The 19,254-nt window shown below is 66.9% G+C and carries 16 protein-coding genes; 7 read left to right on the forward strand and 9 right to left on the reverse strand.

Going from position 1 to position 19,254, the window contains the following annotated elements; all coding sequences use genetic code 11:
• Positions 1–2,145 carry a peptidase domain-containing ABC transporter gene (locus ACNI65_RS17860; RefSeq protein ID WP_416758378.1) on the forward strand — a complete coding sequence of 715 codons (2,145 nt, stop codon included), beginning with the start codon at positions 1–3 and terminating at the stop codon, positions 2,143–2,145.
• Here ACNI65_RS17860 and ACNI65_RS17865 read toward each other — a convergent pair.
• From ACNI65_RS17865 to ACNI65_RS17885, 5 genes are all read right to left on the reverse strand, one after another.
• Positions 2,120–2,911 (reverse strand): transporter substrate-binding domain-containing protein, encoded by a 792-nt coding sequence (locus ACNI65_RS17865; RefSeq protein ID WP_416758379.1) that lies wholly within the window; start codon positions 2,909–2,911, stop codon positions 2,120–2,122. The two genes, ACNI65_RS17860 and ACNI65_RS17865, sit on opposite strands and share 26 nt — an antisense overlap.
• A 175-nt stretch (positions 2,912–3,086) precedes the next feature.
• A complete protein-coding gene (locus ACNI65_RS17870; RefSeq protein WP_416758381.1) occupies positions 3,087–3,794 on the reverse strand; it encodes a dienelactone hydrolase family protein in 708 nt (235 codons plus the stop codon).
• A 167-nt stretch (positions 3,795–3,961) separates the two neighbouring features.
• Positions 3,962–5,017, reverse strand: coding sequence for a porin (locus ACNI65_RS17875; protein ID WP_416763649.1), 1,056 nt, complete (start codon positions 5,015–5,017; stop codon positions 3,962–3,964).
• A gap of 132 nt (positions 5,018–5,149) precedes the next feature.
• Positions 5,150–5,980, reverse strand: coding sequence for a hypothetical protein (locus ACNI65_RS17880; protein ID WP_416758383.1), 831 nt, complete (start codon positions 5,978–5,980; stop codon positions 5,150–5,152).
• A gap of 73 nt (positions 5,981–6,053) precedes the next feature.
• Entirely contained in the window at positions 6,054–6,833 is a 780-nt protein-coding gene (locus tag ACNI65_RS17885; protein WP_416758385.1) for a CPBP family intramembrane glutamic endopeptidase, read from the reverse strand.
• A 338-nt stretch (positions 6,834–7,171) separates the two neighbouring features.
• Between ACNI65_RS17885 and ACNI65_RS17890 the strand changes: the two genes are divergently transcribed.
• On the forward strand, positions 7,172–7,435 hold the full coding sequence (locus ACNI65_RS17890; RefSeq protein ID WP_416758386.1) for a hypothetical protein: 264 nt from the start codon (positions 7,172–7,174) through the stop codon (positions 7,433–7,435).
• Between the two features lie 12 nt (positions 7,436–7,447).
• On the opposite strand, the gene ACNI65_RS17895 is transcribed toward ACNI65_RS17890, so the two are convergent.
• Both ACNI65_RS17895 and ACNI65_RS17900 read right to left on the reverse strand, forming a co-directional pair.
• Positions 7,448–8,965: a CPBP family intramembrane glutamic endopeptidase gene (locus ACNI65_RS17895; RefSeq protein WP_416758388.1), complete on the reverse strand. Its 1,518-nt coding sequence runs from the start codon at positions 8,963–8,965 to the stop codon at positions 7,448–7,450.
• The gene (locus ACNI65_RS17900) at positions 8,962–9,816 is read right to left on the reverse strand and encodes a CPBP family intramembrane glutamic endopeptidase (RefSeq protein ID WP_416758390.1); all 855 of its coding nucleotides are present in this window, start codon (positions 9,814–9,816) and stop codon (positions 8,962–8,964) included. The genes ACNI65_RS17895 and ACNI65_RS17900 overlap by 4 nt, the downstream gene beginning before the upstream one ends.
• Before the next feature lie 264 nt (positions 9,817–10,080).
• On the opposite strand from ACNI65_RS17900, the gene ACNI65_RS17905 reads away from it, so the two are divergent.
• Positions 10,081–10,305 carry a hypothetical protein gene (locus tag ACNI65_RS17905; RefSeq protein ID WP_416758391.1) on the forward strand — a complete coding sequence of 75 codons (225 nt, stop codon included), beginning with the start codon at positions 10,081–10,083 and terminating at the stop codon, positions 10,303–10,305.
• A gap of 166 nt (positions 10,306–10,471) precedes the next feature.
• Positions 10,472–11,359, forward strand: coding sequence for a restriction endonuclease (locus ACNI65_RS17910; RefSeq protein ID WP_416758392.1), 888 nt, complete (start codon positions 10,472–10,474; stop codon positions 11,357–11,359).
• Here the strand turns inward: ACNI65_RS17910 and ACNI65_RS17915 are convergent, their stop codons facing one another.
• Both ACNI65_RS17915 and ACNI65_RS17920 read right to left on the reverse strand, forming a co-directional pair.
• Entirely contained in the window at positions 11,360–12,412 is a 1,053-nt protein-coding gene (locus ACNI65_RS17915; protein ID WP_416758394.1) for a DUF3427 domain-containing protein, read from the reverse strand.
• Between the two features lie 62 nt (positions 12,413–12,474).
• Complete coding sequence (locus tag ACNI65_RS17920) at positions 12,475–13,881, reverse strand: short-chain fatty acyl-CoA regulator family protein (RefSeq protein ID WP_416758396.1); 1,407 nt, start codon at positions 13,879–13,881, stop codon at positions 12,475–12,477.
• Positions 13,882–14,065: 184 nt separating this feature from the next.
• Between ACNI65_RS17920 and prpC the strand changes: the two genes are divergently transcribed.
• Genes prpC through prpF form a run of 3 tightly spaced genes read left to right on the forward strand, consistent with a single transcriptional unit; the run spans position 14,066 to position 19,180 of the window.
• The gene (gene prpC, locus ACNI65_RS17925) at positions 14,066–15,262 is read left to right on the forward strand and encodes a bifunctional 2-methylcitrate synthase/citrate synthase (protein ID WP_416758399.1); all 1,197 of its coding nucleotides are present in this window, start codon (positions 14,066–14,068) and stop codon (positions 15,260–15,262) included.
• 34 nt (positions 15,263–15,296) lie between these two features.
• Positions 15,297–17,963, forward strand: coding sequence for a Fe/S-dependent 2-methylisocitrate dehydratase AcnD (gene acnD / locus ACNI65_RS17930; protein ID WP_416763650.1), 2,667 nt, complete (start codon positions 15,297–15,299; stop codon positions 17,961–17,963).
• Complete coding sequence (gene prpF / locus ACNI65_RS17935) at positions 17,960–19,180, forward strand: 2-methylaconitate cis-trans isomerase PrpF (protein WP_416758401.1); 1,221 nt, start codon at positions 17,960–17,962, stop codon at positions 19,178–19,180. The genes acnD and prpF overlap by 4 nt, the downstream gene beginning before the upstream one ends.
• The last annotated feature ends 74 nt before the right edge of the window (positions 19,181–19,254 follow it).

Here is a 19,254-nt window from a genome sequence, read left to right on the forward strand (position 1 = left end):
ATGCCCCGCCCCTCCCCCATCCTCCAATCCGAGATCGCCGAATGCGGCCTCGCGTGCCTGGCGATGATCGCCGCCGCGCACGGGTCGCCGGTGACGATGCCCGACATGCGGCGGCGCTTCCCCTCCGCGCTCAAGGGCATGAAACTGAGCGACCTCATCGAGGTCGCCGCGGGGCTGGGCTTCTCCGCGCGGCCGCTCAAGCTGGACATGCAGCACCTGCGCCAGCTCACCCTCCCCTGCGTCCTCCACTGGGACCTCAACCACTTCGTCGTCCTCACCCAGGTCCATCGCCGCTCGGTCACGCTGCTCGATCCCGCCGTCGGCGAGCGCAGCCTCACCCTCGACGAGGTTTCCGCCCATTTCACCGGCGTGGCCGTCGAACTCTCCCCCACCTCCGACTTCGCCCCCGCCGCGCCGCCGCCCCGCGTGTCGCTCTCCGCGCTCACCGGCCGCGTGCTCGGCCTGCGGCGATCGCTCACGCAGATCCTGCTCGTGGCGCTGGTACTGGAGCTCTTCGCCATCGTCGCGCCGCTGTGCAATCAGCTCATCGTCGACGACGTCCTCACCTCCGGTGACCGCGAGCTGCTCAAGGTGCTGCTCATCGGCTTCGGCCTGCTGCTGCTCACCCAGACCGCGCTCGGGCTGGCGCGCTCATGGATGCTCATCCTGCTCACGCAGACGCTCTCGCTGCAATGGCGCGGCAACGCCTTCGCCCACCTGCTGCGACTGCCCGTCGCGTTCTTCGAGCGCCGCCATCTGGGCGACATCAGCTCCCGCTTCGGCGCCGTCGACGCCATCCAGAAGACCCTCACTACCGCCGCGGTCGAGGCCATCCTCGACGGCCTGATGGGCGTGGCCGCGCTCGTCATGATGCTGGTCTACGCGTGGCCGCTCGCGCTGGTCGTGATGGGCGCCGTCGCGCTGTACGCGTTGCTGCGCTGGATCGCCTACCGGCCGCTGCGCGACGCCTCCGCCGAACGGCTCATCGTCGCCGCCCGCGAGCACACGCACTTCCTGGAGACGCTGCGCGCGATCACGCCGCTCAAGCTCTTCGGCCGCGAGCAGGAACGCCGCGCGCAGTGGCAGAACCTGATCGTCGAGGTCCAGAACCGCGATGTGCGCACCGCCCGCATCGGCCTGGCCATGAGCACCGCCAACGCCTTCGTCTTCGGCGTGGAGAACCTGCTCGTGCTGTTCCTCGGCGCGAGCCTGATCATCGACAGCCAGACCGCCGGCTCACTCGCGGGCCCGCACACCGGCACGGTGACGATGACCGTGGGCATGCTGTTCGCGTTCATCAGCTACAAGACGCAGTTCACCGGGCGGGTCTCGGCGCTGATCGACTACGCCGTCGAGCTGCGCATGCTGACGCTGCACGCCGAGCGGCTCGCGGACGTCGCGCTGGAGCCGCCCGAGCCCGACGAGGCACCGGTCCATGACCTCGCGCACCTGGATGCCAGCCTGGAGCTGCGCGACGTCAGCTTTCGCTACGGGGAGCGCGAGCCCTGGATCCTGCGCCATGTCTCGCTGCACGTGCCAGCCGGCGAGAGCATCGCCATCACCGGGCCCAGCGGCTCGGGCAAGACGACCTTGCTGAAGGTGCTGCTGGGGCTGCTCGAACCGAGCGAGGGCGAGGTGCGTTACGGCGGTCAGCCGATGCGCCAGCTGGGGCTGCGCAACGTGCGCCGCCAGATCGGCACGGTGATGCAGGAGGACGCGCTGCTGACCGGCTCGCTGGCCGACAACATCGCCTGCTTCGACACCCAGCCCGATGCGGACCGCGTGGCCGCCTGCGCGGCGATGGCGCGGATCGACGAGGACATCCGCCGCATGCCCATGGGCTATCAGACGCTGGTGGGCGACCTGGGGAGCGGGCTGTCGGGCGGGCAGAAGCAGCGGGTGCTTCTCGCGCGGGCGCTGTACCGCGGACCGCGGGTGCTGGCGCTCGATGAGGCGACCAGCCACCTGGATGTCGAGCGCGAGCGGGCGGTGAGCGCGGCGCTCGCGCGATTGCCGCTGACGCGGCTGATGATCGCGCACCGGCCGGACACGATCGCCGGCGCGGAGCGCGTGGTGAGACTGGAGGGCGGCGCGCTCAGCGAGCAGCCGCCCGATCCGCTCACTTGTTGTCGATCGGCTTGCTGACGTCGCGCTCGAACCACTTGGTCGAGATCTTGGCGTAGGTGCCGTCGGCCTGCAGGTCGGCGATGGCCTTGTCGATGGCGACCTGGAACTTCGGGCTGCCCTTGCGGAAGGGAATCGCGTTGGTGGCGGGCTTGCCGATGGCGGCGCCGGCCTTCACCGGCAGCTTGGTCTTTTCCTTCAGATAGGGAATGAGCAGGCTGTCGTTGAGCGCGGCGTCGATGCGGCCGGTGGCCAGGTCCTGCAGGTACTCGGTGGCACCGGGATAGGTGCGCACTTCCGCGCCGTCCCAGGTCTTGGCGAGGTCCGCGAAGTTGCTGCCCTGGCCCACGCCGATCTTCTTGCCCTTCAGGTCGGCCGGCGTGTTCAGCGCGCGGGTCTCGCTGGTGCGGATGATCAGCTGCGGGTAGGAGGTGACGTAGGGCGCGCTGAAGTCGAAGGTCTTGCGGCGCTCGTCGGTCGCGGCGACCTGGTTGACGATGACGTCGTACTTGCCCGCCTGCAGGCCGGCGAGGATGCCGCTCCACTCGGTGGTGGTGAACTCGGGCTTCACGCCGAGCTTGGCGGCGATGGCCTTGGCGATGTCGACGTCGAAGCCGTCGAGTTGGCCCTTCGGGTCCTTGAAGTTGAACGGGGGATAGGTGCCCTCGACGGCGATGCGCAGCGTGCCGCGCGCCTTGACGTCGTCGAGCAGGTCCGCGGCATGGGCCGCCAGGGAAGCGCCGGCGAGCAGCGCGGCTGCGATCAGGGAAGTGCGGAGAGCTTTCATGAGGCCCCTCGTTGTTCGTAGGAAGGGCCGATGTTGCCACCAGTCGCCCCCGCATCCCGGCATATGGATATGCCGCAGGGCCATGAGGCGGGCAATGCCCCGGCCGCCGTCACCGACGGTGCGGCCCCGCAGCAGACGCGGTGGACGCGGCGGACGCAGCTGCGGCCGTGGTGAATCAAGTGCTCAGGTGCTCTTTCAGGAAAGCGATGGTGCGGTTGTTGGCGAGCGTGGCAGCCTCGGGCTCGAAATGCTGCCCGCCTCGACGCGCGAAGGCGTGGGAGCGCCCGGGATAGGTGTGGATCTCGATGTTCGGGTTGCCGGCGAGCGTGTCGCGGATGAGCTGCTGGGCCTCGGCGGTCATGTACTCGTCGCTGCCGGCCAGGTGCATCAGCAGCGGCGACGCGATGTCGCGGCCTTCGGTGACGTAGCGCTCGGTGGCGCCGCCGTAGTACGCGACAGCCGCGTCGCTCGTGCCGGGTGCGGCACGCGCGGTGGTGAGGAAGGTCAGCAGGCCGCCGAGGCAGAAGCCCATGATCCCGACCTTGCCGTTGCATCCGGGCAGGCCGCGCAGGTGCTGCATCGTGGCTTCGGAGTCGACGACGCCGGTGTCGATGTTGAACGCGGTGTAGAGCGCGAAGCCCTTCTTCCATTCCGCCTCGGTGCCGTCGGACATCTCGACGCCGGGCTCCATGCGCCAGAACAGGTCGGGGCAGGCGGCGATGAAGCCGTTGGCGGCGAGCCAGTCGCAGGTCTCGCGCATGTCCTGGTTGATGCCGAAGATCTCCTGCATCACCGCGACGGCGGGCGCGTTCGCGGCGGCGGGCCGGGCGAGGTAGGCGCCGAAGGCGCCGTCGGGGGTCGTGATGGTGATGCGTTCGCCCATGACGGCGCTCCTTGCGGGTGGGGATGAAGGAGCATCGCGCCGGGCCCCGGGTCGCGGCGTCTCCCGAGTGGTGCGGTCGCCTCCCTCCCCAAGGGAGGGGCACACTCCGCCCCGAAGGGGGTCCACGGCAGAAGGTCGGCGGGTTCGAAGGTCGGCCGGTCAGAAGCTCAGAAGCTGTGCCGCAAGCCCAGCGCGACGACGGTGGGCTTCTCGCCGATGCCGACGCCCAGCGGATTGATCGCGAAGTCGTAGGCGGCGCGAGCCTGGTTGTCGATGCGCGAGACGTAGGCGTAGAGGCCGGTGCGCGGCGACAGCGTGTAGTCCGCGCCCAGGGTCCACTGGCGCGATCCGGTGTCGGCGCCCGCATTGACGAAGCCGACCCGCGCGCCGGCCGGTCCGCGGCCATCGGCCGCGTGGGTGAAGCTCGCGCGCAGGTTGAAGCGCTGGATCTGCCAGGTCGCGGCGATGAAGAACGCGTCCCGCGTGAGCGCGCCCAGCGGGGTCTCGTAGCGCAGATGCTCGAAGGCGCCGGCCAGGCGGCCCTGGCCGAATCGGTAGGCCGCGCCGAGCTTGGTGGCGGAGTCGGTCAGGCCCGGGCCCTGGTAGTCGCGGTGCGCTTCGTGCGCGAGCGAGAGGTTCCAGGGGCCCTGATCCCACGCGACGGAAGCGGACCAGAGATCGGGCCGCGAGCCGTTAGGACCGACCTCACCGTCGTTGAGCGCATAGGCGATGCGGCCGGTGACGCCGTTCCAGGCGGGGGTCCAGTACTGGACGATGTTCTGCTGACGCCGGTCGAAGGAGGCCGTGTTGCTGGTGTGGCTGACGGTGGGACCGGAGCCGTTGGCCATCAGCGCCATGTAGCCCGCCGTGGTGGGATACCAGGGATCAAGCGTGCTGGTGGCGAGCAGGTAGGGCGTGCCCCAGTGACCGAGGAAGACCAGCCCGTAGGGGGATTGCAGGCCGACGCGCGTGTCGCGGTTGGCCAGCGAGGGGCCGACACCGGTGTCCAGCGCGAGCGAGCCCTCGATCTGGAAGACCGCCTGCAAGCCGTCGCCCAGGTCCTCGCTGCCGCGGAAGCCGATGACGGAGCGGTTGTTGGACTCGCGGTCGATCGAGCGGTCACGCGGCGAGCGGCTGGCATCGGCGTGTTCGAGCGAGACATTGAGCCGGCCATAGATCGTCACCGAGGACTGCGCGTGCGCGGTGCCGGCGCTCAGCGCCAGACAGGCGAGCGCGGCGGCGGTCCGGCGATGGCGAGGGCTACGGAGGCCTCGGAGGCCCTGAAGGCATCGCGGCGTCGGGGAAAGAGGGTGAAGGCGGTACTGCATCGGTCGAGCGCGAGGCGCGGGGTGAGGTCACACCGATGTTGGCTCGACGGCGCCGATCGCGGCTCTCTCATTCGGGGGATCGAGCTCGGCGCGGCGTGCGCGCCAGCGCAGGTCGAAGACGAGGGCCAGCACGAGCAGCGACACCCCATGCAGCGGCGCGACGTAGCTCTGCAGCTTGGGCGGCAGCAGCGCGAGGCCGGTGAAGGAGGCGCTGGTGAAGAACTCGCGGGACAAGTGGATGGCGAGGCTGAGGATGGCGCTGCTGACGAGGGAGCGCGTGCGCATGAAGACGATGGCAACCAGCAAGGTGGCGGGCAAGGCGATGGCGATGTCGGTCCGCACCCAGATGAACATCAGCCCGCTGCTGAGCACGCCGATCCATGGACCGAAGCAGGAGGTCCACAAGGACTGCCAGATCGCGCGGGCGAGGCCTTCGCCGATCACGGTGCCGATGACCAGCGGGATCCAGAGCAAGGCCCATTGGGGCGAGCTCAGCGCGGCGGCGCCGACGCTCGCCAGGTGGCCGTCGAGGAAGGCCTGCGGATTGGCCGACGCGGCGAAGACGACGGCGATCGTGAGCACACCCAGCGACAGGCCCAACGTGGATCGCCAATGGGGCGCGATCAGCGTGGACCAATCGTGGGCGCGTTCCAGACGTTGAAGCAGGAAGAGGCACGCGAGCATCCCAGGCAGCATGGCGAGCGTCGTTGCCAAGTCCGCGGTGAGCCAGGGCGCGATGCCCCGCAGCGAATCCTGGGCCAGCATCAGCGGGCCTGAGACGACCAGCGTCGCGGCGCACAGAACGAGCGCAAGCCCGATGAACACGAGGATCTTCTTGATGAGCGAGGGGAGCTGCATGGCAACGGAGGGAGTGAGGAAGCTGCGGCTCAGCATAGGGAGGGAAGTTCGCGCGGGGTATTCCTTTGATGCGCTAGCTCATTGATGTGAATGGCCGAGCGGTCCGGGATGTGCTTGGCCGACTTCCTCGCCAGGGCAGGCACGCCACGCCGATCGCGAGCCCCACCAGCGCGAGTCCCAGCGGCAGCCGCATCGCATCGATCGCCTCGTCGCCGAGGAAGCTCGACACCATGAAGTCCGCGCCGTGCAGCGCGCCGAGCGACACGTTGAGCGCCACGTGCAGCGCGGTCGTGCATACGATGGACTGCGTGCGCAGGAACACGACGCCGAAGAGCAGCGCGCCGCAGGCGATGAAGGGCGCATGGCCGAGCGGATGCCAGAGCGTGAACTGCGCGGCGGCGATCAGCAACCCAAGCCACGGACGCCCGAACACGTGGCTGAACAGCGTCTGCCAGAGCGCGCGATGCCAGAGTTCCTCGCAGAAGGCGCGCAGGACCAGCGTGCCCATCGCGAGCGCCCAGTGCTCCGGATGGACAAGCGGATGCACGGGGAAGAAGTCGTGCTCGAAGGCTTCAGGCGAGACGAGGAAGGCGGCCCCGAAGGTCAAGGCGACGGCGCTGATCACCAGCGCGGCGGTCGCGAGCAGCCGGGGGTGAAACAAGCTTCGCCAGGAGGGCCCGATCCGGCAAGCGAGGACGAGCGCGAGCGCGATCAGACCGATCAGGACGCGCTCGGCGACGGCGGCGAGCCAGGCGACCTTGTCGGAAGGGGCGACCCAGAAGCGCTGCCAGAGGCAGGGCTCGTCCATGAAGAACGGCGCGTAGGCGAGGACGGCGATCAACGCGAGCAACAACGCCGAGGTCCAGATCGAATGTCGACGCGGGGTTGTGGATTCGAGTGAGCGAGGAGGCAGCGGAAATCGGGACATTCGACGCGAATATTGGAAATTGAATCCACATATTCACCGAATGAAATGGCGGTCGGCCAGCCCGCAGTTTCCCGATCACTTGGTTTTGTCGCCCACCTACTTATCCTTGGGAGTAGCCGACTTGAATTAATAAAAAATCGCGTTGATTGCAATGCCACCAGTTCCAGTTATTTCCTGGCGAAGCTGCGGAATCTATATTTCGATCCATGGATGCACGGCATTCATCTGCTCCGGGCGGATCCCGGGCTTGAAGGAAATAGACGATGCAAGTTCTGACGATGGAAGAAGCGGATCTGGTGTTTGGCGGCGATCGCTGGGCGGGAACGCCGGAGGGCCGTGCGCCGGCGGATTCGGGAAAGGCTGATTCGGATTCGGGTGACGCGAAACCCCGCTCGAAGCGGGAAATCTTCGCCGACTGCATGGTGGATCCGGCGGTGGTGAAGGGCTCGCAAGGTCGCGCGGAAATCGCGGGCACCTATTGCGGTTTCCGCTCCTTCTTCACCTGGATGCAAACATGGGGAGCCTGAGAAGACCCGGAATCAACGGGAGGAAAGCTGAGAGAAGACGAAGGGCGCTGAAGGGCGCCCTTCCCTTTTGCGCCCCCACCAAGCCAGGCCGATGACGAACAGCCAGGAGAGCCCGAGATAAACCGGCGTGGCGGTCTCGTGGAACGCGTCGAAGGAGATGAACTCGGACACGGTGAATTCGTCCCCGTACAGGAAGTCCCTCGACAGATTGAGCAGGATGTGCAGAACGGTCGTGCAGACCACGGACTGGGTGTGCATGAACGCGATGGCGAGGATCAAGGATCCCGGCATCAGGAAGGCCCAGTTTTCTGAAGGGTGCAGAGACACGAATGCCCAGGTGCTGATCAACGCGCCGGCCCAGGCGCTGCACAGCACGCGGCTCAACAAGGGCTGCACGCAGGCGCGAAACACCAGCTCCTCCGAGAACGCGTTGATGGCGACGGGAAAGACGCTGACCCGCCAGATCTCCACGCTCGTGAACAAGGACGGCCTGAGCTCGAAGTGCCCGCCGAAGAATTCATTCCGCAACGCGATGACGGCGGCCAGCCAGGGGATCAGCGCCGTGATCAGGCCCAGGATTCCGGTTACTCGGAAACGTGGGGCGAAGAGATCGCGTAGCGCAGGACCCCATCGGAACCGAGCGAGCACGATCGCGGTGATGAGGAAGTGCGCGCCGAGCTGCACCTTCCAGATGAAGGACGGATTCAGCCAATCCGTCATCGCGACCGCGGCACGCCCCACTGGGGCCAGCAGCTTCTCGAGGATGAGGTTGAAGAAGAACACGCCAACGAGCAGGCACAGGTTGAGGCCAAGCGCCTTGTGTTGGCGGATTTGATGCGGGGCTCGACGGTGTCGCATCTCGAAGATGGCTGCGGCTATCAGTAGCCCGGTGGAAACGAGGCGGTCGGGGCGCACCATCGCCGACGGATTCACGAGACTGGCGACCATGAAGGTGCCGCCATACAGGACTCCCATCGTCAGACTGAAAACGATGTGCAGCGCCGTGGTGCAGAACAAGGACTGCGTGCGATGGAACACGATGCCCAGGAAGAAGGACAGGCAGAACGTATCGGCCCCATGGCCGGGCTGCAGATAGGCGCCAGCCGCTGCGGAGATCGCGATGGAGAGCCATCGATTGGCGAGGACGCGCGTCAGCGAGGTTTGGAGCAGCGCGCGAAACCAGATCTCCTGCTGAATAGCGCCGAGCAGGAGCGCGAGGATCGAGATGGACCAGGTGACTGGCTGAGCGACCGGATTGATGGGTTTGAAGGCGGCCAGCGAGCGGGCGCTGGGATCGACGAGAAGCCCGGCGGTCAACGCCAACGCGGCGATCAGCAGGCCCAGGAATGTGGTGATTCGCCGCGTCGGGCGCAGCAGGATCGCCCAGTTGGACAACGCGCCCCATCGAATCGCCGCGGCCAACACGAGCACGCCAACCGACGCCAGCTCGAGATTCGCGTAGAGGCGGAATTCGCCGCGATATCCGAAGTCGAGGAACGACGAGAGATGGAGGCCGTCGAATGCGATCACGCTTCGGCCTCCTCGGGGCCCTGCCCTTTCGCGCTCCACGGATACGGCCGGCGATGAAACTGCCGATGCCAGCAGTCGTACGCGATGGCGAGCAGCACGAGGGCGATACCGATGAACGGCCGCATGGCGATCAGTTCCTCGCGGCCGAGATATGCCGAGACCGTGAGGCCGTTGCCGGCCAGCAGCGCGAGGACGACATTCATCGCGAGATGCAGCACGGTCGTGCAGAGGATGGAGCCGGTGCGCATGAACACGATGCCGAAGAGCAGGCCGGCGGGGAGAACGAGTGACCAACTCGCCGGGTCGTGCATGCAGGTGAACACGACCGCGCTGATGAGGAGTCCGATCCAGGCGTTGGCAAACAGACGCGTGGCGAGCTGCTGCAGCAAGGCGCGGAACATGAGCTCTTCGTAGAAGGCGGCCGCGACCAGCGTGGCCACGGCTCGCGTCCATTCGCGCGGATGGATGAATGGGTCGATGGGATGGAAGCCGTTGGCGGCCATCTCGGCGGCGTTGACGAGGACGGCGCAGAAGAGGATGAGCGCGGATGCGGCGACGGACAGGATCAACGTCGTGCTGGCCTTGACGCGGAAGAACGCGTGCAGCGGCTCGATCCATTTGAAGCTCGCCAAAAGCCAGAGCGCGGCGAGCATCTGCAGGCAGCCGCTCAGCAGGTAGAAGAGATGCGCGTCTGGGGCTGCGGGTTCACCGAACAAGGCGGTGGCGAGGAGGCTGATGGCTTTGCCGCAGAGATAGATGGCGGCGATTGCAAGGGCGAAAACGAGCAGATTCGAGAGGAACGATTTGGCGCGAACCTTGGCAGGTGCGAGCGCCTCAGAAACCTTATCCATACGGTGCAGTTGGTTTGTCGTTATTACTCGACAAATCCTACCGAGCCCGATTACCCAAGCAACGGGTGGCTTCCCGATTACCTATTTTGCTGGCAGATGACCGCTCAGAGGCGGGGAAGCCCGAGAAACGGGCTCGCCTGCTAGCAACTATGGGCTACTGTTTGCAGGCAATTTTCAATCAGAACTTTGAGGGCTAAGGTTTCGCCCATGGACGAGAGCCGTTCATTCGCGCCGAGCGAAACTCGGAATCATAGAAAGACGATCATGCAAGTTCTGACCAATGAAGAGATTGATATGGTGTTTGGCGGCACGGGTGGTGGGACGCCAGACAAGAAGGACACCAAGCCAAAAGAGGACAAATCAGAGAAGCCTTTTAGTTTCCCGGGTTGCGTCGATGATCAAAAGAGGAAGGGCATCGATGAAAACAGCGCAATGATCAATTGCACTGGCCAATTCATCATGTCGCTCTTCAACTTTGGAACGGAGTGATCGAGCAAGAGGCCGAATAAGGACCGATTTGTAAACTCCGAAGGGATTTCTCCAGAGCAGAAAGCCCCGTAGCGGAAGCTGCGGGGCTTTTTTCGCCCCTGTGCCCAGGGGTGGCGCCCGGACAGCGACCTTGCGCATACTTCTCCCGCTCGATGGGAGGTGCCAGATGCCAAGAAGAAGACAACGAACCAGCCCCGACGAGGGTTTTGTACATGCGGCCGCGAAACTGCCGTGGTGGTTATGCATCCTGCTCGCGGTGCTGAGCTATTTGCTGCTCCACGCTTTCACCGCGTCGTCGGTGCCGAAGCCGGTGTTTGGACCTCGTGGGGTGAGCTACACGCCGTTGATGCTGGATGCGATGACACGCGGGGTGGCCGGCGTCCTGCAGTACCTCTTGCCCTTCTTGCTCCTGCTCGCCGGCGTGCGGTCGGCCGTAACGGCGTATCGGCAGCAGCGTTCGGGCGAAGACGATGCGCTGGATCTGACCGCGGTCAGCGTCGACGGCATGACCTGGCACCAGTTCGAGCTCTTGATTGGCGAGGTCTTTCGCCGCAAGGGTTATGAGGTGGTCGAAACCGGCGGCGGCGGAGCCGACGGTGGCATTGACCTCGAACTGAGAAAACCCGCCACCAACGGCAGCGAGATGTTCCTGGTCCAGTGCAAGCACTGGAAGGCGTATCGCGTTAGCGTGAACGTCATCCGCGAGTTGTACGGCGTGATGGCGGCCCGCGGAGCCGCGGGCGGATTCGTCGTCACGTCCGGACGATTCACTTCGGAAGCGGCCGACTTTGCTCGCGGACGAAACGTGGAGCTGATCGACGGGGAGCATTTGGTCCGTTTGCTCTCTGAGATCCGGCCCCGACATGACGCCGCGCGCGTCGAGCCAGTGATGGAGTCGCCTAAGACGGGTCAACCGGGACCCAGCTCCGCGCCGGCCTGCCCCCTCTGCGCCGCGCCCATGGTGCGGCGAGTGGCGAAGCGAGGACCAGGCGCTGGCGACTACTTCTTTGGGTGTTCGACGTATCCGGCGTGCAGAGGGACGAGGCGCGTTTGATCAATCGTCCGAGTCACTGGCCAGCAACTGCGCTCTGAAGGAAGTGGGAATGAGCTCGAGAACCTCTTTCGCATCGCCCTTGAGCACATACAACCCCGCCTGATCCGTTTCGCCACGCAGCTGGAACACTCGGTAGATCCGGTACTCGTCCTGATACTTTTCAGACGCACGCACTTCGTTCGCCGAAATGAAAAACGGCGTCGACTTCGGGCCTGACGTCGTTTTCACTTCGATGCGAAGCACGCTGCCATTGGGTTCGAACGATTGAATGTCGTAGCCAGCGCTGCAGTCGGTCGCGGCCACATGCATCACCAGCTTCGCAAGGTCCTCTCGCCCGGCGTCGGTGAGCTTCATTCGTTCGTGATGGAGAACGAGCTTCTCCCCCCGATCGCCCAAGCTTCGATTGCGCTGATCGCGCAGGGCCCAATCGACCTCATTGCCCGATTGGCTCTCAGAGCCTCTAGACGTCGTCGCCCCACTCGGTTTGGAGCGATTGCTGCGCCGCGGAGGTGGCGCTACCTCCACCAGTTTGACATCGCTGATGGGGAGCGGCGTTTGAACCGTCACCGGCATCAAAGGCGGCGCGAAGGGCAGGCCCATGCTGGCCAGATCCGCCCCCGACAAATCCCAATGCATCACGCGCCAAACGAACTCGCAGGGGTTCTGTTTCTCCGGGTCGTGCGTCACGTACTCGAGAAGACCGAAGTACACGTACTTGGGCTGCTTGTCGGCTCGGATGAAAAGGTGAATGTTCCGCGCCTCTGGATCATGCGCAATGAATCGCTGGATAGCAGCCGTGCCCAGGTGTTGCTGATCCTGCGACTTCCAGCGGAGGTAGCCATCCTCGTAGAGGACATCGTCATAACGCCCACCGTCGAGCGTCACGAGGAAAACATAGTTGCCGCTGTCCTTGGGCGTTTGAACAATGCCGCTTTGCCAAGGACCACCAAGCCCACCTTGCGTGGCCGGTTCAAAAATCCCGCGGATGCTCAATCGGTCGTATGTGCCGCGCAGCTCCAACTGAGCCGTCGCCTGTGGTTCGATCGCAGTCACATCCCTCCCGAGGACGATTTTTTTCGGCGGATTCTGCCACCCGGAAATTTAACGAGCCCCCCTCACCCCACCGCATACGGCTCCCCCGTCCTCTCGTTCTCATCGATCCTGAGCCGTTTCCCCAGCGAGGGGAACGCCCGTTGCGCGCAGCCTTCCCGCTCGCACAACTTGCATCCTGGCCCGATCGGCGTGGCGCTCTCCGGATCTCCCAGATCCAGCCCCTTCGCATACACCAACTGCCCCGCATGCCTCAGATCGCAGCCCAACCCGATCGAGAACTCCCTCGCCGGCGAGCCATACCCGCCCGTCTCCCGCACCTCGCAATGCGCGATCCACAGGTAGCTCCGCCCATCCGGCATGCTCGCCACCTGCGTCAGCACCCGCCCCGGCTGCCCAAACGCCTCATACACATTCCACAGCGGACACGTCCCTCCGCTCCGCGAGAAATGGAAGTCCGTCGCTGACTGCCGCTTCGAGATATTCCCGGCCCGGTCCACCCGCACGAAGAAGAACGACACCCCGCGCGCCTCGCGCCTTTGCAGCGTCGACAGCCGATGGCACACCGTCTCGAAACTCACGTTGAATCGCTTGGCGAGCAACGCGATGTCATGACGCAGCTCCTGCGCCGCGCCGAGGAACCGCCGATACGGCAGCACCAGCGCGCCGGCAAAGTAGCTCGCCAGCCCTATACGCGCCAGCGCCGCCGCCTCGGCGCTGAAATCGGCGGTCGCGATCAGCGCGTCGATCTCGGCATCGCATTCGAGATAGGCCAGCTGCGTCGCCAACTGGAACGCCCGCTGCCCCGGCGACAAGGCCTCCGACAGCAGCAGCAGCTTGCGCGCCGGCTCGAAGTGGCGCAGCCGCTCGTCGGGCAACACCTGGACCTGCACGCGGTGCCTCGCCAGCAGATGCGCCTCCAGCCGCTGCGCCAGGTCTTGCCCCGTCGCGCCGCCCTCGGCCCACAACGCGTCCGACAGCGCCTCGGCCGCACGGTCCAGCCCATCGATGTGGTTGTGATGCGCGTAGAAGAAGTCCCGCACCTCCTCATGCGGCCCAGGCCCTGAGACCCCCTCCCCGCCTCGCTCTCCGCCACCCAGGTTGCTCACCCGCTGCTCCGCGCCGCGCGCGCGGCCGTGCAGCCGCAGCATCAGCTGCGCCATGCCCGGCATCTGCTGCACCAGCGTCCGCAATTCCGCGTCCGGCACACCGCCCGGCACCGGCGTCTCCGCCACGATCTCGTGCAGTTGCGCGAAGAGCCGCGCCTCGTCGTCCTCCGAGAAGAACTGCAGGTCCACCCCCAGCGACGACTGCAGCCGCAGCAGCACCGCCACGCTCAAGGGCCGCTCGTTGTTCTCGAGCTGATTCACGTAGCTGGGCGACAGCTTCAGCACCTGCGCCAACGCCGCCTGCGTCAGCCCCCGCTGCTCCCGAAGAGTCTTGAGCTTCACGCCGAGGAATGTCTTGCGCATCGGAACCCTGTTCTTTGCAAACTTCGCAAACCCAACGAATCACCTTCGCAATTCATTGCCAATTCAGTCATTGAGCGCAACGCCGCTGGCTGCAAACATTGCGAACTTCGCACTATCCCACGTCACCACGGACCCGATCAAGGCCCTGGCCGACTCGGATCGCCGCAGCCCCTCTGGAGAAGCCATGAGCGAGATCCTCGCCACCCCGCCCGCCTCGGCCACCGCCATCGCCCCCACCCTTGCTCCCGCCTTCAAGCCGAAGAAATCCGTCGCGCTGTCCGGCGTCGCCGCCGGCACCACCGCGCTGTGCACCGTCGGCCGCAGCGGCAACGACCTGCACTACCGCGGCTACGACATCCTCGACCTGGCCGAGTCCTGCGAGTTCGAGGAAGTCGCCCACCTGCTCGTCCACGGCAAGCTGCCCAACCCCGCCGAGCTCCGCGCCTACAAGGCCAAGCTCAAGGCGCTGCGCGGCCTGCCCGCCAGCGTCAAGGAATCGCTCGAGCGCCTGCCCGCCGGCGCCCATCCGATGGATGTGATGCGCACCGGCGTCTCCGCGCTCGGCTGCGTCCTCCCCGAAAAGGACGACCACAACCTCCCCGGCGCCCGCGACATCGCCGATCGGCTGATGGCCTCGCTCGGCTCGATGCTCCTTTACTGGTACCACTGGGCCACGCAAGGCCGCCGCATCGAGGTCGAGACCGACGACGACTCCATCGGCGCGCACTTCCTCCACCTGCTCCACGGCAAGCCGCCCAGCGCCTCGTGGGAACGCGCGATGCACACGTCGCTCATCCTCTACGCGGAGCACGAGTTCAACGCGTCAACCTTCACCGCGCGCGTCATCGCCGGCACGGGCAGCGATGTCTACTCGGCCGTGGCCGGCGCCATCGGCGCGCTGCGCGGCCCCAAGCACGGCGGTGCCAACGAGGTCGCCTTCGAGGTGCAGAAGCGCTACGACTCGCCCGACGAGGCCGAGGCCGACATCCGCCGCCGCGTCGACGCCAAGGAAGTCGTGATCGGCTTCGGCCACCCGGTCTACACCGTCAGCGACCCGCGCAACGAGGTCATCAAGAAGGTCGCCCGGCAGCTCTCCGCCGAGGCCGGCACGACCAAGATGTTCGACATCGCCGAGCGCCTCGAGCGCACGATGTGGGACGCCAAGAAGATGTTCCCCAACCTCGACTGGTTCAGCGCGGTCAGCTATCACATGATGGGCGTGCCCACTGCGATGTTCACGCCGCTCTTCGTCATCGCGCGCACCAGCGGCTGGGCCGCGCACGTCGTCGAGCAGCGCCAGGACAACAAGATCATCCGACCCAGCGCCGTCTACACCGGCCCCGAAGACCAGCGCTTCGTGCCCCTGTCCGACCGCCAGTGATCGCGTGATGCCAGCCTCCCGACCCACCGCGTCGATGCACGCCCACGCCCTCCCGAGCACCATCGCCTCGGACATCCCGCTCAACACCCGCTGGCGCAAGCCGCTGCCGGGCACCGCGCTCGACTGGTTCGACGCGCGCGCCGCCGTCGAGGCGCTGCGCCCCGGCGCGTGGAACCGCATGGCCTACACGGCGCGCGTCCATGCCGAGAACCTCGTGCGACGCTGCGATCCCGCGGCGCTCGACGCGTGCCTGCTGCAGCTCGCCGACGGCAAGGCCGATCGCGACTTCCCGTGGTATCCGGCGCGCGTGGTCTGCCACGACATCCTCGGCCAGACCGCGCTCGTGGACCTCGCCGGCCTGCGCGACGCGATCGCCGATCAGGGCGGCGATCCGTCGAAGGTGAACCCGGTCGTGCCGGTGCAGCTGATCGTCGACCACTCGCTCGCCGTCGAGTGCGGCGGCTCCGATCCTCACGCCTTCGAGAAGAACCGCGCCATCGAGGACCGCCGCAACGAGGATCGCTTCCACTTCATCGAGTGGTGCCGCACGGCCTTCCACAACGTCGACGTGATCCCGCCGGGGAACGGGATCATGCATCAGATCAACCTGGAACGAATGTCGCCCGTCGTGCACGTGGATCGCGGCGTCGCCTATCCCGACACCTGCGTCGGCACTGACAGCCACACGCCGCATGTCGACGCGCTCGGCGTGATCGCCGTCGGCGTCGGCGGACTGGAAGCAGAGAACGTGATGCTGGGCCGCGCCTCGTGGATGCGCCTGCCCGACATCGTCGGTGTCGAGCTCACCGGCCGCCGTCAACCCGGCATCACCGCGACCGACCTGGTGCTCGCGCTCACCGAGTTCCTGCGCAAGGAAAAGGTCGTCGGGGCCTACCTGGAGTTCCACGGCGAAGGCGTCGCCGGCCTCACGCTGGGCGACCGCGCCACCATCTCCAACATGGCGCCCGAGTACGGCGCCACCGCCGCGCTCTTCGCCATCGACGAGCAGACGCTGGACTACCTGCGCCTCACCGGGCGAGAGGACGCGCAGGTGCAGCTCGTCGAGATCTATGCGAAGTCCGCCGGCCTGTGGTCCGGCGAAGGGAACACGCTGTCCGGCGTCGTCTACCCGCGTGTGCTGCGCTTCGACCTCGGCAGCGTCGTGCGCAACATGGCGGGGCCGTCGAATCCACATCGGCGCTTGCCGACCTCCGCGCTCACCGAGCGCGGCATCGCCGGACCGTGGACCGAGGAACCCGGCCGCATGCCCGACGGCGCCGTGATCATCGCGGCCATCACCAGCTGCACGAACACGAGCAATCCGCGCAACGTCATCGCCGCCGCGCTGCTCGCGCGCAATGCCCGACGCCTCGGCCTGACGCGCAAGCCGTGGGTGAAGACCTCGCTCGCGCCGGGCTCGCGCGCGGTCACGCTCTACCTCGATGAAGCCGGCCTGCTCGGCGACCTGGAGGCGTTGGGCTTCGGCGTCGTCGCTTATGCCTGCACCTCATGCAACGGCATGTCCGGTGCGCTCGATCCCGCCATCGATCGCGAGATCGTCGAGCGCGATCTCTACGCCACCGCTGTGCTCTCGGGCAACCGCAACTTCGACGGCCGCATCCATCCGCGCGCGAAGCAGGCCTTCCTCGCTTCGCCGCCGCTCGTCGTCGCCTATGCGATCGCGGGCACCATCCGCTTCGACATCGAGCGCGATGTGCTCGGTGTGGTCGACGGCCGCGAGATCCGATTGAAGGACCTCTGGCCCGACGACGACGAGATCGACGCGCTCGTGCGCGCGAGCGTCAAGCCCGAGCAGTTCCGCCGCGTCTACGAGCCGATGTTCGCGATCACCGCGGCGGCGGCCACGACGACCGAGCCGCTCTATGACTGGCGCGCGCAGTCGACCTACATCCGCCGTCCGCCGTATTGGGAGGGCGCGCTGGCCGGCGAACGCACGCTGCGCGGCCTGCGCGCGCTGGCCGTGCTGCCGGACAACATCACCACCGACCACCTGTCGCCGTCCAACGCGATCCTGCGGGACTCGGCCGCCGGCGAGTACCTCGCCCGCATGGGGCTCCCGGAGGAGGACTTCAACTCCTACGCCACCCACCGCGGCGACCACCTGACCGCGCAGCGCGCGACCTTCGCCAACCCGACACTGAAGAACGAGATGGTCCGCGATGCCGACGGCCACGTGATCGCCGGCTCGCTCGCGCGCCTTGAACCCGAAGGCAAGGTCATGCGCATGTGGGAAGCGATCGAGACCTACATGGCCCGCCGCCAGCCGCTGATCGTCATCGCCGGCGCGGACTACGGGCAGGGCTCGTCGCGCGACTGGGCGGCCAAGGGCGTGCGCTTGGCCGGCGTCGAGGCCATCGCCGCCGAGGGCTTCGAGCGCATCCACCGCACCAACCTGATCGGCATGGGCGTGCTGCCGCTGGAATTCATGGCCGGCACGACGCGGCTGACGCTCGGCCTCGACGGCTCGGAGACCTACGATGTCGCCGGTGCGCGCTCGCCGCGCGCGACGTTGAGCCTGATCGTCCATCGTCGCAACGGCGTGCGCGTCGAGGTGCCGGTGCGCTGCCGGCTCGACACCGCCGAAGAGGTCGCGATCTACCAGGCCGGCGGCGTGCTGCAGCGCTTCGCGCAGGACTTCCTGGCGTCGACAGCGACGCGGACCCCGGTGGAGACCGTATGAGATTTCTCCCACAAGTGAAGATCGCCGCCACGTACATGCGAGGCGGCACGAGCAAGGGCGTGTTCTTCCGCCTGCAGGATCTGCCCGACGCCGCGCGCGTTCCCGGCGCCGCGCGCGACCGGTTGCTGATGCGCGTCATCGGCAGCCCCGACCCCTACGGCAAGCAGATCGACGGCATGGGCGGCGCGACGTCGAGCACCAGCAAGGCAGTGATCGTCTCGCGCAGCACGCGGCCGGGTCACGATGTCGATTACCTCTTTGGTCAGGTCGCCATCGACACCGCGCTGGTCGACTGGTCCGGCAACTGCGGCAACCTGTCGGCGGCGGTCGGTCCGTTCGCGATCCACGCGGGCCTCGTCGACATCGACACGCTGCCGCGCGACGGCCTCGCCACGGTGCGCATCTGGCAGGCCAACATCGGCAAGACCATCGTCGCCCAGGTGCCGATGCGCGACGGCCAGGTGCAGGAGAGCGGCGACTTCGAGCTCGACGGCGTGACCTTCCCGGCCGCGGAGGTCGAGCTCGCCTTCCTCGACCCCGGCAATGACGACGCGGACGGCGACGGTGCCGGCGGCGCGCTGTTCCCGACCGGCAAGGTCGTGGACATGCTGTCGCTGCCGGAGGCGCTCGTCCCCGGCGGCCAGCTGCGCGCGACGCTGATCAACGCGGGCATCCCGACGGTCTTCGTCGACGCGAGGGACCTGGGCTACACCGGCACCGAGCTGCAGGACGCAGTCAACGGCGACGCCGCAGCGCTGAAGCGGCTCGAAGCAATCCGAGCGCACGCGGCGCTGCACATGGGCCTGATCCAGACGCTCGAAGAGGCGAAGACGCGGCAGCACACGCCGAAGCTGGCCTTCGTCGCGCCGCCGTCGAGCTACCGCGCATCGAGCAGCAAGGCCGTCGAGGCCCGCGACATCGACGTGCTGGTGCGCGCGATGTCCATGGGCAAGCTGCACCACGCGATGATGGGCACGGCGGCCGTGGCCATCGGCACGGCCGCCGCGATCCCCGGCACGCTGGTGTGCGAGGCCGCGGGCGGTCGGCCGCTGCCGGCGGTGCGCTTCGGCCACCCGTCGGGCACGCTGCGCGTCGGCGCGGAGGCCGTCCAGGACGGCAGCGCCGGCGGCGCGTGGCGAGTCACGCAGGCCGTGATGAGCCGCAGTGCCCGCATCCTGATGGAAGGCCACGTGCGCGTGCCCGCCGAGGCGCTCTGAACCGCCGCCTTCCAACAAGGGCAACAAGACCAACGAACAGATCGAAGAGATCGAAGAGATCGAAGAGAGCAGAC

It is taken from the genome of Roseateles sp. So40a (assembly GCF_048081605.1).
In the GTDB taxonomy this organism is placed as follows: Bacteria; Pseudomonadota; Gammaproteobacteria; order Burkholderiales; family Burkholderiaceae_C; genus Roseateles.

What these genes read in the sequence shown, in the direction of transcription:
- ACNI65_RS17860 (WP_416758378.1), top strand. Translation starts at nt 1, where the DNA reads ATGCCCCGCCCCTCCCCCATCCTCCAATCCGAGATCGCCGAATGCGGC.
- ACNI65_RS17920 (WP_416758396.1), bottom strand. Translation starts at nt 13,881, where the DNA reads ATGCGCAAGACATTCCTCGGCGTGAAGCTCAAGACTCTTCGGGAGCAG.
- acnD (WP_416763650.1), top strand. Translation starts at nt 15,297, where the DNA reads ATGCACGCCCACGCCCTCCCGAGCACCATCGCCTCGGACATCCCGCTC.
- ACNI65_RS17870 (WP_416758381.1), bottom strand. Translation starts at nt 3,794, where the DNA reads ATGGGCGAACGCATCACCATCACGACCCCCGACGGCGCCTTCGGCGCC.
- ACNI65_RS17880 (WP_416758383.1), bottom strand. Translation starts at nt 5,980, where the DNA reads ATGCAGCTCCCCTCGCTCATCAAGAAGATCCTCGTGTTCATCGGGCTT.
- prpF (WP_416758401.1), top strand. Translation starts at nt 17,960, where the DNA reads ATGAGATTTCTCCCACAAGTGAAGATCGCCGCCACGTACATGCGAGGC.
- ACNI65_RS17900 (WP_416758390.1), bottom strand. Translation starts at nt 9,816, where the DNA reads ATGGATAAGGTTTCTGAGGCGCTCGCACCTGCCAAGGTTCGCGCCAAA.
- ACNI65_RS17890 (WP_416758386.1), top strand. Translation starts at nt 7,172, where the DNA reads ATGCAAGTTCTGACGATGGAAGAAGCGGATCTGGTGTTTGGCGGCGAT.
- prpC (WP_416758399.1), top strand. Translation starts at nt 14,066, where the DNA reads ATGAGCGAGATCCTCGCCACCCCGCCCGCCTCGGCCACCGCCATCGCC.
- ACNI65_RS17865 (WP_416758379.1), bottom strand. Translation starts at nt 2,911, where the DNA reads ATGAAAGCTCTCCGCACTTCCCTGATCGCAGCCGCGCTGCTCGCCGGC.
- ACNI65_RS17910 (WP_416758392.1), top strand. Translation starts at nt 10,472, where the DNA reads ATGCCAAGAAGAAGACAACGAACCAGCCCCGACGAGGGTTTTGTACAT.
- ACNI65_RS17905 (WP_416758391.1), top strand. Translation starts at nt 10,081, where the DNA reads ATGCAAGTTCTGACCAATGAAGAGATTGATATGGTGTTTGGCGGCACG.